The organism is Pseudomonas sp. CC120222-01a, assembly GCF_003097235.1.
Lineage (GTDB): Bacteria > Pseudomonadota > Gammaproteobacteria > Pseudomonadales > Pseudomonadaceae > Aquipseudomonas.
The window spans coordinates 120428-134718 of the sequence record NZ_QEQQ01000011.1 but is presented as its reverse complement, the minus strand read 5'-3'; the positions used below and the strand labels follow the sequence as shown (position 1 = coordinate 134718).

The following is a 14291-nucleotide window of genomic DNA, read 5'->3' as shown; positions in this document are numbered from 1 at the left end:
GATCAGAGCTGGGTCAGGCGCTGGAGCATTTCGTCGGAGGTCTCGACGGCCTTGCTGTTGATTTCATAGGCGCGCTGGGTCTGGATCATGCCGACCATTTCCTCCACCACGTTGACGTTGGAAGTTTCCACGTAGCCCTGGCTCACCGTGCCGCCGCCATTCAGGCCGGGGGTGGTTTCGGTGGGCGCGCCGGAGGCGTCGGTTTCCTGGTAGAGGTTCTGGCCAATGCTCTGCAGGCCGGCGTTGTTGACGAACAGCGCCAGGTTCAGCTGGCCGACCTGGGTCGAGGCGCTGCTGCTGGGCTGGGTCACCGAGACGATGCCGTCGCTGCTGATGCTGATCGAGGTGGCGTTGGCCGGGATGGTGATGCCGGCGGTGAGCTTGTAGCCGTTGGCGTTGACCATCTCACCGTTGGCATCGAGCTGGAAGCTGCCGTCGCGGGTATAGGCGGTGGTGCCGTCGGGCATGTCCACCTCGAAGAAACCCAGGCCGTTGATGGCCAGGTCCTTGGAGCTGCTGGTCTCTTCCAGGTTGCCCTGGGTGTGCAGGCGCTCGGTAGCCACCTGGCGCACCCCGGTACCGACCTGCAAACCCGAAGGCAGGCGGGTGTCGGTGCTGCTCTGGGCGCCTGGCTGGCGTACGTTCTGGTAGACGAGATCCTCGAACACCGCCCGCGAGCGCTTGAAACCGTTGGTGCTGACGTTGGCCAGGTTGTTGGCGATGACGTCGAGCTGCCCTTGCTGGGCTTCAAGGCCGGTCTTGGCCGTCCACAGTGATCTGATCATCGATCGGTTACCTATTGTTCATACGGTGCCGGCTCAGCCCTGCAGGGCGAGCAGGGCGTTGGCGGCCTTGGCGTTTTCGTCGGCGGCGCTGATGGCTTTCATCTGCATTTCGTAGCGGCGGGCGTTGTCGATCATCGCCACCATGGCGCCGGTGGGGCTGACGTTGCTGCCCTCCAGTGCGCCCGGCGTTACCCGCAGGCTTTCGTCGGCGGCCAGCGGCTGGACCACGCCGTTGGCGTCGGCGGGTTGGCGGAACAGCCCGTCCGCACCTGCTTCGACGGTGCCCGGTGGTGCCGAGACCAGCTTCAGCTTGCCGACCGGGCTCAGGCCGCGAGGCTCCATGCCCTGCTCGCGCACGCTGATGGTGCCGTCACTGCCCAGCGTCACCTCGCTGCCCAGCGGCACGCTGATCGGGCCGCCATCACCGATGACCGGCAAGCCCGCCACGGTCATGGCGCCGTTGCCGTCGACCTGCAGGTCGCCACGCCGGGTGTAGGCCTCTTCGCCGCTGGCGGTCTGCACCGCCAGCAGGGCGTCCTGGCCCAGGGCCACGTCGAGGTTGCGGTCGGTATAGGTGATGGGGCCTTCGGACCAGTCCACACCCACGCCGGTGGCGCTGACCGAGACCCGCGTCGGCAGGCCTTCGCCGGCCACGGGCGAAGACGCCATCTGCACCAGCTGTGCGCGAAAGCCAGGCGTGACGATGTTGGCCAGGTTGTTGGCCACCACCGCCTGCTGTTCCAGTGCCTGGTTGGCCCCGCTCATGGCGGTGAAGAGCATCCGGTCCATGGCGTCAGGAACCGATGTTCACGGCTTGTTGCAGCACTTCGCTCTGGGCCGTCACCGACTTGGCGTTGGCTTGGAAGGTGCGCTGGGCAATGATCAGGTTCACCAGCTCAGCCGTGAGGTCGACGTTGGAGTCTTCGGTCGTGCCGCTGAGGATCGAGCCCAGCGAACCACTGCCGGCCACGCCCAGCAGCGCCTGGCCGGAGGCGGTGGTAGCGAGCCAGGTGTTGTCGCCATTGGACTTCAGGCCATTCTCGTTGGAGAAGGTCGCCAGCTGGATCTGGTCGATATTCTGGGTCTGGTCGTTGGAATAGGTGGCGATCACCGTGCCGGTGTCGTCGATGGTGAAGCTGACCAGGCTGCCCGAGGTGTAGCCGTTCTGCGAGATGCTCGACACTTCGGAGTCGTTGCCGAACTGGGTGGTGCCGGTCAGGTCCAGCTCGATGGACATCTCGGCGGCGCCGTTGGCCGGGTCGTAGGTGTAGGTGCCGGTTTCGCCGCTGGTGATCAGGCCGCTGGAGCTGAAGGTCACCGTCTGGGTCTCGCTCAGCAGGTTGCCGTCGATGGCCGTATGCACATCCCAGGTGTTTTCGCCGGTCTTGCTGAAGTACAGCGTCGAGGTGTGGCTGTTGCCGAGTGAGTCATAGACCGTAGCGGTGGTCGAGTAGCTGTAGGTCGACGAGTCGGTGGCGTCGAAGGTATCGGTGATGACGTCTTCGCTGGCATCGAGGTTCAGCTCGGCGTCCAGTTCGCTGCTGGCGCTGGCCTGCATGCCGCTGGTGGGGATCTGGATCACGCCGTTGACGCCCAGCAGCTTGTCGCCGGCGGCATTGGTCAGGTAGCCGTCGGACGTCAGGGTCAGCTGGCCGTTGCGCGAGTAGACGGTCTGGGTGCCATCGGTGAAGGTGAAGAAACCCTCGCCATTGATCGCCAGGTCGAGGCTGTTGTCGGTGGTGGTCAGGCTGCCTGATTCAAAGTTCTGCACCACGCCCGAGACGGTGGTGCCCAGGCCTACGTCGGCCCCCGAATAGACGTCGGCGAACTGCACCGTCGAGCTCTTGAAGCCTACGGTCTGGGAGTTGGAAATGTTGTTGCTGACCACTTCCAGGTCGGTGGATGCGGCGCTCAGGCCGCTGAGCGCTTGGGAAAAGCCCATGGTTGTTCTCCGTGATCAGGGTTCAGAGGACCAGCTTGATATCGCCCAGGCCGACGTTGTCGTTGACCCCGCCCAAATCCAGGGCCACTTCGTCGTTGCTGTCGGTGGTCACGCCGGTGACCAGCGCGTACTTCAGGGCCGTGGCGGTGACGCTGGCGTCGCCGCTGGTGGCGCTGACGGTGAAGGTGTAGCTGCCGTCGGCGGCGGTACTGCCGTCGTCCTGGGTACCGTCCCAGGTCAGGGTCTGGGTGCCGGCGCTCATGTCGCCGTAGTCGAGGGTGGCGACCACGTTGCCGCTGCTGTCCTTGACGGTGACGCTGACATCGTCGGCATCGCTGGCCAGGGTCACGCCGTAGGTGGTGGCGACGCCGCTGGCGACCTGGATGGTGTTGCCTTCGATCAGCACGCCGTTGCCCACCAGTGCCGAGGCCTGCAACGTCTCGGAGGCGCTGATCTGGCTGGAGATGCCCTCCAGGGTGCTGGTGACTTCTTCGATGCTGCTGATGGTGCTGATCTGCGCCAGCTGGGTGACCATCTCGCTGTTGTCCAGCGGGTCGGTCGGGTCCTGGTTTTGCAGCTGGGTGGTCAGCAGGGTGAGAAACTGGTCCTGCAGCTCGTCGGCGCTGGACGCGGTGTTGTCGCTGCTGGAGCTGTTCATGGTCGAGAGGACCGAACTTGCGATGGTGCTGGTCATGGTCAGGCTTCGCCGAGGGTCAGGGTCTTGAGCATCAATTCTTTGCTGGTGGCCATGACTTCGACGCTGGCCTGGTAGGAGCGCGAGGCGGAAATCATGTTGACCATCTCGCCCACCGGTTCGACGTTGGGCATGGTCACGTAGCCCGATTCATCGGCCAGCGGGTCGCCGGGGCGGTATTCCTGGCGCATCGGCGAGCCATCCTCGATGACCTGGCTTACTCGCACGCCGCCGATGTCGCTGCCATCCTGGTACTGGGTTTCGAACACCACCTGGCGGGCGCGATAGGCTTCGCCATCAGGGCCGCTGGTGGTGTCGGCGTTGGCCAGGTTGCTGGCGGTCACGTTCATGCGCTCGGACTGGGCGCTGAGCGCGGAGCCGGCGATATCGAAAATGCTGAACATCGACATGCTGTATCTCCGGGTTATTCGGACTGCATTGCAGTCTTGAGCGACTGCAGGCGGTTGTTCAGGAAGGTCAGGCTGGCCTGGTAGCGCACGCTGTTGTCGGCGAACTGGGCGCGTTCGCGGTCCATGTCCACGGTGTTGCCGTCCAGGCTCGGCTGGTCGGGTACGCGGTACAGCAGTTCGTGCACCGAGCTGCCGCGGGTCGAGGCCTGCAGGTGGCGATCGGAGGTGGTGGCCAGGGCCATGCCGCGGCTGGACGAACGGCCTTCGCTCAGGGAGCTGGCCAGTTCGGCGGCAAAGTCGAAGTCCCGCGCGCGGTATTCGGGCGTGTCGGCATTGGCGATATTGTTGGCCAACACCTGCTGGCGCTCCGCGCGCAAGCTCATTGCGTCCTGCTGAAAACGCAGCTCGTTGTCGAGTTTGTCGATCATGCCTGCGGGCCCGTGCCATCTGTTGAACGGCGTGCAGAGTAGTGGCCGCGAGCGCCTGGCAAAGGCCGGAACAGACCGCTATTTGGCGAGCAATTCGAGCTTTGCGTTATTGCCAGGCTGCCTAGAATGCTGCGCCTGAACCCCTTCGAAAAGGCGCTTGCGATGCCAGGACCTGCCCGATTTGCCTGTGCCTTGAGCCTGCTGCTTTGCCTGTTCCAGGCCGGTATCGCGTGTGCCGGGGAGCCTGTGCTGCAACAGCGGGTGCGCCAGCTGATCGAGCCACGGTTGCCTGCGGGCAGCCGGTTGACCTCGCTGGATATCGGCCAGCCGGCATCGCGCATTGCTGCCTGCAGCGACCCGCGGCCTTACCTGGTGCACCCGCGCCGGCTTCCCGTCGGGCGTGTGGCGCTCGGTGTGCGCTGCGCTGGCGAACAAGCACTCTTGGGCTACCTGCAGGTGTCGGTGGGGGCGCTGGGCACTTATGTGGTCAGCGCCCGCAGGATCGAGGCGGGGGAGGTGTTCCAGGCGCCGATGCTGATCAGCCGGCGTGGCCCGCTGCAGGACCTGCCCAAGGACAGCGCACTGCGTGCCGAGCAGCTGCTTGGCCGGCAGGCCGCGCGCGGTGTGGACGCTGGCGCGGTGATTGCGCTCAAGGCCGTGCGCGAGCGCTGGCTGGTCGAGCGTAATCAACCGGTGGTGATGCATGCCCAGGGCCCGGGGTTCAGCCTCAGCCGGGACGGCAAGGCGCTGGACAATGGTGGTCTGGGCAGCAGCGTACGGGTGCAGGGCGGCAATGGCAGGACTTACACCGCTCAGGTCATCGGCAGCAACGAGTTGCTGCTGCGGTACTGATTTTTTTCATCGAAACCCTATCGCCGGGCAAAAGTGTGCCCCCACGGATGCCGATAGTGTTGCAACCACAGCCAACGAAGCCTCTATCGTGAAAATCACAAGCTCCCCGCTCTCCAGCCTTCTGCCGCCGACCGATAGCAGCCTGACAGGCACCAGCGCATCGCGGGCCGTGCCACAGGAGCTGGACAGCCTTGCCGAAGAAACCGTGCAGATCTCGAACATTGGCGACCTCGCAGGCACCGATGCGACGGCGGACGTTGACCTGGAAAAGGTCGCTGCCCTGCGCCAGTCGATTGCCGACGGTAGCCTGCAGACCGACGCCGAAGCCATTTACACCAGCCTGGTCGCCGACGTCCGGGAAATGGCCGGCAGCGAGCCGACATGAACGCCAGCCCGGCAGGCAGGCCCTGAAGGTGGAAGTCTCATGAGCCTGGGCAAACATCTGGATGTGCAGCAGCAGGTGGTCGAGCAGTTGCTGCAATTGCTGGAGCAGGAGCGTCGGGTGCTGGCCCAGGGGCGGGTCGATGCCGAACGCTTGCGTGAACTGGTCGCGGGCAAGCAAGCCGCACTGATGCGGCTGGAGCAACTGGAGGCCACCCGCGCAGCTGCGCAGTTGAAGCTTGGCTATGGGCCGGGACGAGAGGGCGCGCTGCGCGCTGCACGCGACGCTGATTGCCTGAATGCCTGGCGCCGTCTGCGCCAGTTCGCCTTGCGTGCCAGGGCCCTCAACCGGGCTAACGGCGACGCACTGGGCCTGCGCCTGCACGGCAACCAGCAAATCCTGGACTTCCTTGACCGCATCACCGCTGACCGGTTGTACGGCCCAAATGGTCGGCCGCTGCCAGGCATGCTGTGAAACGCAGGTGTTTTCCCTGTCTTTTCACACCATTTGACAAATTCTGGATCCAATAACTTTGCGAAGAGCGCGGCTATGGCTTAGTGTTCAAGAGCGACTGTTGTTGCCATGGGATGGCAACGCGACCCTGAAATGGACTTAAGGTACTGCCCGTGCAAACGCTCATTCGCACCCGCCAGCAGATCCGAGAACGGGTGCAGGCCAATGAATACGCCGAACTCAACCGCCTCTTCGATGCGCTCCAGGCGCAATGGCAGCAAGCGCCTCGCGGTGAGTGCCCCGTCTACCTGGAGGCCCTGCAAGGCTACATGCTGGATTGGGACACCCAGGGCGGCAAAGCCCTGACGCACACCCTCAAGGCCTGGATCGACGCCTGCCCCAAGGCTTATCACCCGCATGTGGTGATGGGTTTTCACTGCTTCAACCATGCCTGCAAGATTCGTGGCCAGGCCGGTTCTCCTGATGTGTCCGAAGAACGTTGGCTCGCTGCCGAACAGGCTTGTGAAAAGGGCGCAGCGCATTTTCTGCGGGCCATGGAACATGGCGTACAGCCTGTTGCTGCAGCCATCGGCATGCTGCTGATCAGCTCACAGTTGCGCGAGCCTGGCTGGCTGGTCGAGCTGTTCGATGGCCAGGTGGCGCGCTATCGGCCCAGCGCGCATGCCGACGTGGAGGTGCAGGAGGCTGCTGCGCCACTGTTGGTCAAGTTCGGCCTGACTCCGTTGCTGGAGCTGCCGCAAACTTTGCCCGCAAGGTTGAGCGCGCGTTTGCATGAGCAGGGCGAGAGTGCCCGGGATTACTGGCTGCGCCATGCGTTGGCGTGGTTTCCCGGTTGCTTCGAGGCAATCGAGGCCTACGCCGCCAGCCTTACGCCAGGTTGGGGCGGCAGCGATGAGGCGATCGACACACTGGCCAGCGGGCCGCTTTGCCAGGGTTGGTCTGAAGCACAGCGCAATGCGATCCGCTGGCTGGCCCTGGAAGAGACATTCTGGCTGCCACATGCCAAGCAACTGCCTCAGGTCGCGGCCTGGCAAAGAACCTTTGCCCAATGGGCACAGCGCGAACTCAGGCCCAAGGAGCGCGCCACGTTGCTGGCCCGGCGTGGCGCCCTGCGGCGCTATTCGATGCGTGATTACGCCGGTGCGATGCGTGACTTTGCCGACAGCGTCGCGCTCTACCCAGACCACGGCTTTGTCTCGGCCATTGGCGAGCCTTTCCATAGCCTTGTCTGCCTGGTGCTGTTCAATGAGTCCGAGGACGATTCGCAGGTATTGCGTACCGTCATCGAGCGGCTCTGCGACGACCGTCGACAGGCGGCGGCCTGCGCTCTGCGGGCTGCGGGGCACCAGTTCGGCTTGTGGGGCTTTGGGCAATCTGCCGAGCAGGCTGGCACGTGGTTGCGCATGGCGGTCAAGCGCCAGTGCGGGCGAGAGGGGCAGGGCTTCGATGTGCTCGATGTGCCGCGACTACTCTGGGCTGCCAATCTGCATGAAGCCGCGCACTTTCTGTATGAAGCCTGTGCGGAGCTGAAACTGCCGGATGCGGCCATCGCGCTGTACGACCTGCATCGTGGATGGCTGGACAACACCCCCACGCAGTATCTGAGTGTCAAGGCTGCCGAGCACTGGCTGTTGCGGGCGGCGGAATCTGGCCATCCGCTTGCCAAGCTCGACCTGGCCCGTCAGCGTATGGGTGCCCCACAAGGCCTGGAGGACCGCAAGGCAGTGCTGGCGGTCAAGCGGCTGCTGCTCGATGCACTGGGCGATCCGAAAATCCATGCCAGGGCGCAGTTGCAGTTAGGCATCCTGCTGCGCCAGTACGGTGATGCGCGGGAGCGTGTCGAGGCGGTCGACTATCTGCAGGGGCTGGCCGAGCACCCCGATGCCTGGACCGCCGCACGTGCCTGTGCGGAGCTCGGGCTGGCCTGGATGCAGGGCAGCGGTACGCGCAAACAGAGCCGCTTTGCGGCAATCGAATGGGTCAATCGCGCGGTTGCGCTGCAGTCGAGCGATCCGCTTATCGAGGAAATTCAGGCCGAGATCCGCAATTCGCACAGTCGGGTGAAGACGTTGTTCACGGTGTGTGGGGCGGCGTTGTTCCGTGGCGACCTGCATGCCAGCGAGCTACCGCCCAAGGCCACCGGCCAGCACAGGGCTTCGGCCTGAATAGAGTCGGGGCCGCTCCCACAGGATCAGCGCTAGGCTGGGAGCTGGCGCCGCCCTTGTGGGAGCGGGCATGCCCGCGAAGGGCTGCAACGCAGCCCCAGAGTTTTTATGGCTTGGCGCCGAGGATGATGTGCGACGCCTTGATCAGCGCAGTGGCTTTCACACCGGGGGCCAGGCCAAGCTCCTGTACGGCTTCGCGAGTGACGATGGAGAACACTTCGGTGCCGCCAGCCAGCTTGAGAACCACCTCGGCGTTCACCGCACCGTCACCCACGCGTACCACTTCACCTTCCAGGGCATTGCGTGCCGAAAGCTTGTAGCCGTCGGCATCGGTCATCAGCACCACCCAAGGTGCCTTGACCAGGGCCACGGCCTGTTTGCCGACATTGATGTTGAGGGTGTGCAGGCTGGCCATGGTGACCACGGCAACCAGCTTCTCGCCGCCGGCCAGGGTCAGCTCGACTTCGGCATTGACCGCGCCGGGTTGAACATTGCTGACCTTGCCTTCGAAAACGTTACGGGCACTGACTTTCATGGTGACTACTCCTTATCGATTGTTATTCCTGCGACGCTGGCGCCATCCGGGCTTCCAGCTCGGCGACCTGCTTCTCCAGGGCCTCGAGGCGGGCACGGGTGCGCGCCAGCACGACCATCTGGCTGTCGAATTCTTCACGGCTGACCAGGTCCAGTTTGCTGAAGGCGCCTTGCATCAACACCTTGAACTGGCTTTCCAGTTCCGCGCGGGGCTGGGCGGTATCGCTGCTGAACAGGCGCGAGGCCTGGTCGCTCAGGGCGTCGAGAAGGGCTTTGGGCGCGAGCATGGGCGGCTGTCCATTGATACTGAGAAATGGCCCGCAGTGTAGCACGGGGCAAACCTGCACCATTGACCTGCGGCCATTGCACGCTTTTTGAGCAACTCCCCGGGCCTGCCTGCACCGAAGTTGTGCATGTTTGCCATGCTGGCGACTGGCCAATCCTGACTGATTCACATAACTCGCTGTTTTCCGGTGGTTTAACGGAACTGGCAAGGTTTCTGCAAAGACCTGTACGAGCCATGCACTGATGCAGTTCCTTGTGACCAGGCAGTGCGCACGCGGAGCCGGATGCCGACGACGCGTTACAAAGCCAACCGCTGCGCTTAGACTTGAGACGGGTTTGTTTTCCTGGGGCAAGTCCACCAAATCGGGAGAGAGTTTCATGAAGCTAGTCACAGCCATCATCAAGCCGTTCAAGCTGGACGACGTGCGCGAGTCGCTGTCGGAAATCGGCGTGCAGGGCATTACCGTCACCGAAGTCAAAGGTTTCGGCCGGCAGAAGGGCCACACCGAGCTGTATCGCGGCGCGGAGTACGTGGTCGACTTCCTGCCAAAAGTGAAGATCGACGTCGCCATCGACGACAAGGACCTTGATCGAGTGATCGAAGCCATCACCAAGGCGGCCAACACCGGCAAGATCGGTGACGGCAAGATCTTCGTGGTGAATCTGGAGCAGGCGATCCGCATCCGTACCGGCGAAACCGATACCGACGCGATCTAAGCGCCGAAAAAAGCCTCACCAAACCCAACGCCCCAGGAGAAAACAACATGACTCTGCGTAAGATCGCAGGGCTAGGAGCCCTATTGTCCCTCGTAATGCCCGGGCTTGCCCTGGCAGAGGAAGCAGCTGCCCCAGCGCTGAACTCCGGCGACACCGCCTGGATGCTCACCTCGACAGCGCTGGTGCTGTTCATGACCATTCCGGGCCTGGCCCTGTTCTACGGCGGCATGGTGCGTTCCAAGAACGTGCTGTCGGTGATGATGCAGTGCTTCGCCATCACCGGCCTGATCAGCATTCTCTGGGTCATCTACGGCTACAGCATGGCCTTCGATACCACCGGTATGGAAAAGGGCGTGCTCAACTTCAATTCCTTCGTCGGCGGGTTCTCCAAGGCGTTCCTGAGCGGCGTTACTCCGGCCAACCTGACTTCGGCCACCGCGCTGTTCCCTGAAGCGGTGTTCATCACCTTCCAGATGACGTTCGCCATCATCACCCCGGCGCTGATCGTCGGTGCCTTTGCCGAACGCATGAAGTTCTCGGCGATGCTGGTGTTCATGGGCATCTGGTTCACCCTGGTCTACGCACCGATCGCGCATATGGTCTGGAGCGGTGACGGCGCGCTGCTGTGGGACTGGGGCGTGCTCGACTTCGCGGGCGGCACCGTGGTGCACATCAACGCCGGTATCGCGGGCCTGGTCTGCTGCCTGGTCATGGGCAAGCGCAAAGGCTACCCGACCACCCCGATGGCCCCGCACAACCTGGGCTACACCCTGATGGGCGCGGCCATGCTGTGGATCGGCTGGTTCGGCTTCAACGCCGGTTCCGCCGCCGCCGCCAACGGCACTGCGGGCATGGCCATGCTGGTGACCCAGATCGCCACCGCCGCCGCGGCGCTGGGCTGGATGTTCGCCGAGTGGATCTTCCACGGCAAGCCAAGTGCCCTGGGCATCGCCTCGGGCGTGGTCGCCGGCCTGGTCGCCATTACCCCGGCTGCCGGTACCGTGGGGCCGATGGGCGCCCTGGTGATCGGCCTGGCCTCGGGCGTGATCTGCTACTTCTGCGCCACTACCCTCAAGCGCAAGCTGGGTTATGACGACTCCCTCGACGCCTTCGGCGTGCACGGCGTCGGCGGCATCATCGGTGCCATCCTCACCGGCGTGTTCGCGGCACCGGCCCTGGGCGGCTTCGGCGCAGTCACCGACATCGGTGCCCAGGTCTGGGTTCAGGCCAAGGGCGTGATCTTCACCGTGGTCTACACCGCCATCGTCACCTACGTGATCCTCAAGGTGCTGGATGTGGTGATGGGCCTGCGGGTCAACGAAGAAGAAGAGTCGGTCGGCCTCGACCTGGCTCAACACAACGAACGCGGCTACAACCTGTAACCGCGACGCTGGAAAAACTTGCCCGGTTCGCCGGGCATTTTTTTGCCTGTTTTTTGCCATTTCCCGCAGTGCAAACGGTTTATCACTCACGTTCGCGACGTAGGCCAAAAACTTACAAGTATTGGGGTGTTTATGGTGCTTTGCTTTTTCCACGGGCGCGCTAGAATGCGCGCCAAAGGGTGTTTGACGAGTAGTCCGCACGCTTTACCAGCCTTTGCTAGGCTTGCCAGTAGCGTGTGGCCAGCAGGGTTCAAGGATTTGTCAGGTCCTGCCAGGAGCAGGGCCTGCTGGGTACCGCCTCCCATCAGGAGCGCCGACCCAAGGGCAGTGGCCTAACCCACGGCCAGTTGAATTTTCACTGGTGGCTGCCGGTCTACGGCTGCACTGGTCTATAACTAACCTGCTTTTCGCAAGTCATGAGGTAGAACATGAGCGACGACGATCTGGAAAATGATGACCTCGAAGTAGGCGACGAAGACGAGGCTGATGAAGGCCTCGAAGCGGCGGCTGACGATGGCGCTGAAGATGCTGGCGATGACGACAGCAGCCCGGCACCGACTGCCAAGGGCAAATCCAAGGCCGCTGTCTCGGTAGACGAGATGCCGAGCATGGAAGCCAAGCAGAAGGAGCGTGATGCCCTGGCCAAGGCGATGGAAGAATTCCTTTCGCGCGGTGGCAAGGTGCAGGAAGTCGAGGCCAACGTGGTCGCCGACCCGCCCAAGAAGCCGGACAACAAGTACGGCAGCCGCCCTATTTAAGTGGCTGAATACAAAAGAGCCCGCCGTCGCTGCGGGCTTTTTTGTGTCTGTGAGGTTTGGCTTGCCTGTGCCGGCCTCTTCGCGGGCATGCCCGCTCCCACAGGTTCACCATGGACCTCAGGACCTGTGCGGTCTCTGTGGGAGCGGGCATGCCCGCGAATGGGCCGCGAAGCGGCCCCTGTCAGCGCCAGCGCGCCAGGACATCAGGCAACTGGGACAGCCGCTGGATCTCTGCATCCGGCGCCTGATCACCGGCCCAGGCCTTGCCCTGCGGGTTGAACCACACCGCACGCAAACCGGCGCGCTGGGCCCCGGCGATGTCGTCGCCCGGGTGATCACCAATATGCACCGCTGCACTGGCTTCAGCCTCGCCACGCTTGAGGGCTTCCATGAACGGTGCCGGGTCCGGCTTGCCGATGCCCAGGTCCTCCGCGCACAGGGCAAAGCGGAAGTAATCCGCCAGCCCCAGGCGGCGTATATCGGCGTTGCCATTGGTGACCACACCCAAGGTGTAGTGATGGCGCAGGATCTCCAGCACCGGCTGCACTTCAGGGAACACTTCGACCTGGTGGCGGGCATGCAGGAACACTTCAAAGCCCTCGTTGGCCAGTTCCTGCGCCTGCTTTTCGCTGTAGCCGACTTCCTCCAGCGCGTGGAACAGCACACGCCGACGCAGGGCGCTGATGCGGTGTTTGAGGCCTGGCTCAGCCTGCACCAGGCGTTCGCGAATGGCGAACAGATGTTCCACCGGCACGCCACCAAGGATCGGGGCGTTGGCTTCGAGCCAGTCGCGCAGCACGACCTCGGCGCTGGCAATCACGGGCGCGGTGTCCCACAGGGTGTCGTCGAGGTCGAAGGTGATCAGCTTGATGCTCATGAGTCTGTGCCTTTGCTGCGTTTGGCCCGAGGGTGGGCGCTGTCGTACACCGCGGCCAGGTGCTGGAAGTCCAGGTGGGTGTAGATCTGCGTGGTGCTGATGTCGGCGTGGCCGAGCATTTCCTGCACCGCGCGCAGGTCCTGGGACGATTCCAGCACATGGCTGGCGAAGGAATGGCGAAGCATGTGCGGGTGCAGGTGCTGGCCCAGCTCGCGCTCGCCGGCGGCCTTGACCCGCAGCTGGATGGCTCGCGGGCTCATGCGATTGCCTTGGCGGGTGATGAACACCGCGCTGTCACGCGGGCCGCCGATGCCGCGCAGCTTGAACCAGGCCTGCAGGGCCTCACGGGCCTTGCGGCCAACCGGTAGCACGCGGGTCTTGCTGCCTTTGCCGAGTACTTGCACCAGGCCAGCGGCCAGGTCGAGCTGCTCGAGGTCGAGATTGTTCAGCTCGGACAGGCGCAAGCCGGAGGAATAGAAGAGTTCGAGGATGGCCTGGTCGCGGCGGGCGATGAAGTCGTCGTCGACGCCGCCATCGAGCAGCTGCAGGGCGCGGTCGGTGTCCAGCACCTTGGGCAGCCGACGTTCGCCCTTGGGCGCGCTCAGGCCGCTGGCCGGGTCGTGCTGGCACAGGCCTTCGCGGTTGAGGTAACGGTACAGGCCGCGCACCGCCGACAGCAACCGCGCCAGGCTGCGCGAGGACTGCCCCTGGTGGTGCTGGCGGGCGACCAGTTGGCGCAGTTGCTGGATCTGCAGCGCGCCCCAGCCGGCGATGCCCTGGCTGTTGCAGTATTCGATGACCTTGTCGAGGTCACGGCGGTAGGCCAGCAGGGTGTGTTCCGACAGCTGGCGCTCGTTGCGCAGGTGTGCGCAATAAGCCTCCAGCTGGCGTTCCATCAGCGCACCGAACGCAGGGTCTGGGTCACGCGTGGCACCACGCGGCCGAGCACTTCGGCGATATAGCCGAGGAACAAGGTGCCGACGCTGCTCTTGTAGTGCTGCGGGTCGCGGCTGCCGATTGCCAGCACGCCATGCAGCCCCTGGTATTCGAGGGCGGCAACCGCACTGGAGCCGACTTCCTGCTGCTGCTCCTTGCCGAACAGGAAGGCCAATTCGTGCTCGCGCAGGTTGCCGCTGACCGTCTTGCCGCCGCCGAGCAGGCCACCGATGGCTTGCTGGGCTTCGGCATTGCTGACCCAGCGGCCGACGGGTGCTGCGTTGTCGCCGAACAGGATCAGGCTGACGAACGGCACCTGGAACTCCTGGCGCAGGCTGTCCTCGACGGCCATCACCACTTCTTCCAGGCTGCCGGCATCGAGCAGGTCGAGGATCAGCCGGCGGGTCTTGTCGAACAGCCGGTCGTTGTCACGGGCCACGTCCATCAGTTGCGACAGGCGATGGCGCATCTCGATGTTGCGGTCGCGCAGCAGCTTGAGCTGGCGCTCCACCAGCGACACGCTGTCGCCGCGCTGGTGGGGGATGCGTTGCTCGATCAGCAACTCGTCGTGCTCGGCGAAGAAGGTGGGGTGGGCGCGCAGGTAGGCGACCACCGCTTCGGCATCGAGCTCATCGGGCTGCTGGGGTACTGGCTGATCGGTCATGGCGGT

18 protein-coding genes are annotated in these 14291 nt (G+C 64.0%); 7 read left to right on the top strand and 11 right to left on the bottom strand.

Annotated elements, in window-relative coordinates:
- Positions 1-2: 2 nt before the first annotated feature.
- From flgG to flgB, 6 genes are read right to left on the bottom strand one after another with little or no spacing between them, the layout of a single operon-like run.
- Complete coding sequence (flgG, locus tag N430_RS15980) at positions 3-785, bottom strand: flagellar basal-body rod protein FlgG (protein ID WP_110637939.1); 783 nt, start codon at positions 783-785, stop codon at positions 3-5.
- A 33-nt stretch (positions 786-818) separates the two neighbouring features.
- A complete protein-coding gene (locus tag N430_RS15975) occupies positions 819-1574 on the bottom strand; it encodes a flagellar basal body rod protein FlgF (protein WP_110637938.1) in 756 nt (251 codons plus the stop codon).
- A gap of 4 nt (positions 1575-1578) precedes the next feature.
- Complete coding sequence (gene flgE, locus N430_RS15970; protein WP_110637937.1) at positions 1579-2727, bottom strand: flagellar hook protein FlgE; 1149 nt, start codon at positions 2725-2727, stop codon at positions 1579-1581.
- 22 nt (positions 2728-2749) lie between these two features.
- Positions 2750-3421 carry a flagellar hook assembly protein FlgD gene (locus tag N430_RS15965; RefSeq protein WP_110637936.1) on the bottom strand — a complete coding sequence of 224 codons (672 nt, stop codon included), beginning with the start codon at positions 3419-3421 and terminating at the stop codon, positions 2750-2752.
- A gap of 2 nt (positions 3422-3423) precedes the next feature.
- Complete coding sequence (gene flgC / locus N430_RS15960; RefSeq protein WP_110637935.1) at positions 3424-3831, bottom strand: flagellar basal body rod protein FlgC; 408 nt, start codon at positions 3829-3831, stop codon at positions 3424-3426.
- A 14-nt stretch (positions 3832-3845) separates the two neighbouring features.
- Positions 3846-4259, bottom strand: a complete 414-nt coding sequence (gene flgB, locus N430_RS15955) for a flagellar basal body rod protein FlgB (RefSeq protein ID WP_110637934.1) — start codon at positions 4257-4259, stop codon at positions 3846-3848.
- 162 nt (positions 4260-4421) lie between these two features.
- Between flgB and flgA the strand changes: the two genes are divergently transcribed.
- From flgA to N430_RS15935, 4 genes are all read left to right on the top strand, one after another.
- The gene (flgA, locus tag N430_RS15950; RefSeq protein WP_110637985.1) at positions 4422-5111 is read left to right on the top strand and encodes a flagellar basal body P-ring formation chaperone FlgA; all 690 of its coding nucleotides are present in this window, start codon (positions 4422-4424) and stop codon (positions 5109-5111) included.
- Positions 5112-5199: 88 nt separating this feature from the next.
- Entirely contained in the window at positions 5200-5496 is a 297-nt protein-coding gene (locus tag N430_RS29460; protein WP_158288794.1) for a flagellar biosynthesis anti-sigma factor FlgM, read from the top strand.
- A 39-nt stretch (positions 5497-5535) separates the two neighbouring features.
- On the top strand, positions 5536-5967 hold the full coding sequence (flgN, locus tag N430_RS15940) for a flagellar protein FlgN (RefSeq protein ID WP_110637932.1): 432 nt from the start codon (positions 5536-5538) through the stop codon (positions 5965-5967).
- Positions 5968-6119: 152 nt separating this feature from the next.
- Complete coding sequence (locus tag N430_RS15935; RefSeq protein WP_110637931.1) at positions 6120-8132, top strand: DUF4034 domain-containing protein; 2013 nt, start codon at positions 6120-6122, stop codon at positions 8130-8132.
- Positions 8133-8238: 106 nt separating this feature from the next.
- Here N430_RS15935 and N430_RS15930 read toward each other — a convergent pair whose 3' ends face one another.
- Complete coding sequence (locus tag N430_RS15930) at positions 8239-8667, bottom strand: molybdopterin-binding protein (RefSeq protein WP_110637930.1); 429 nt, start codon at positions 8665-8667, stop codon at positions 8239-8241.
- Positions 8668-8689: 22 nt separating this feature from the next.
- Positions 8690-8953 carry an accessory factor UbiK family protein gene (locus N430_RS15925; RefSeq protein WP_103448521.1) on the bottom strand — a complete coding sequence of 88 codons (264 nt, stop codon included), beginning with the start codon at positions 8951-8953 and terminating at the stop codon, positions 8690-8692.
- A gap of 376 nt (positions 8954-9329) precedes the next feature.
- Between N430_RS15925 and glnK the strand changes: the two genes are divergently transcribed.
- The 3 genes from glnK (at position 9330) to sutA (ending at position 11808) form a co-directional block, all read left to right on the top strand.
- Positions 9330-9668, top strand: a complete 339-nt coding sequence (gene glnK, locus N430_RS15920) for a P-II family nitrogen regulator (RefSeq protein WP_002555808.1) — start codon at positions 9330-9332, stop codon at positions 9666-9668.
- A gap of 47 nt (positions 9669-9715) precedes the next feature.
- Positions 9716-11050 (top strand): ammonium transporter, encoded by a 1335-nt coding sequence (locus N430_RS15915; protein WP_110637929.1) that lies wholly within the window; start codon positions 9716-9718, stop codon positions 11048-11050.
- 428 nt (positions 11051-11478) lie between these two features.
- A complete protein-coding gene (gene sutA / locus N430_RS15910; RefSeq protein WP_056794110.1) occupies positions 11479-11808 on the top strand; it encodes a transcriptional regulator SutA in 330 nt (109 codons plus the stop codon).
- 181 nt (positions 11809-11989) lie between these two features.
- Here the strand turns inward: sutA and N430_RS15900 are convergent, their stop codons facing one another.
- The 3 genes from N430_RS15900 to N430_RS15890 are packed head-to-tail and all read right to left on the bottom strand — an operon-like array spanning position 11990 to position 14285.
- Positions 11990-12685: an HAD family hydrolase gene (locus tag N430_RS15900; protein ID WP_110637928.1), complete on the bottom strand. Its 696-nt coding sequence runs from the start codon at positions 12683-12685 to the stop codon at positions 11990-11992.
- Positions 12682-13581, bottom strand: a complete 900-nt coding sequence (xerC, locus tag N430_RS15895) for a tyrosine recombinase XerC (RefSeq protein ID WP_110637927.1) — start codon at positions 13579-13581, stop codon at positions 12682-12684. Before xerC ends, N430_RS15900 begins: the two co-directional genes overlap by 4 nt.
- Positions 13581-14285, bottom strand: coding sequence for a DUF484 family protein (locus N430_RS15890; RefSeq protein WP_110637926.1), 705 nt, complete (start codon positions 14283-14285; stop codon positions 13581-13583). The genes xerC and N430_RS15890 overlap by 1 nt, the downstream gene beginning before the upstream one ends.
- Positions 14286-14291 lie beyond the last annotated feature (6 nt).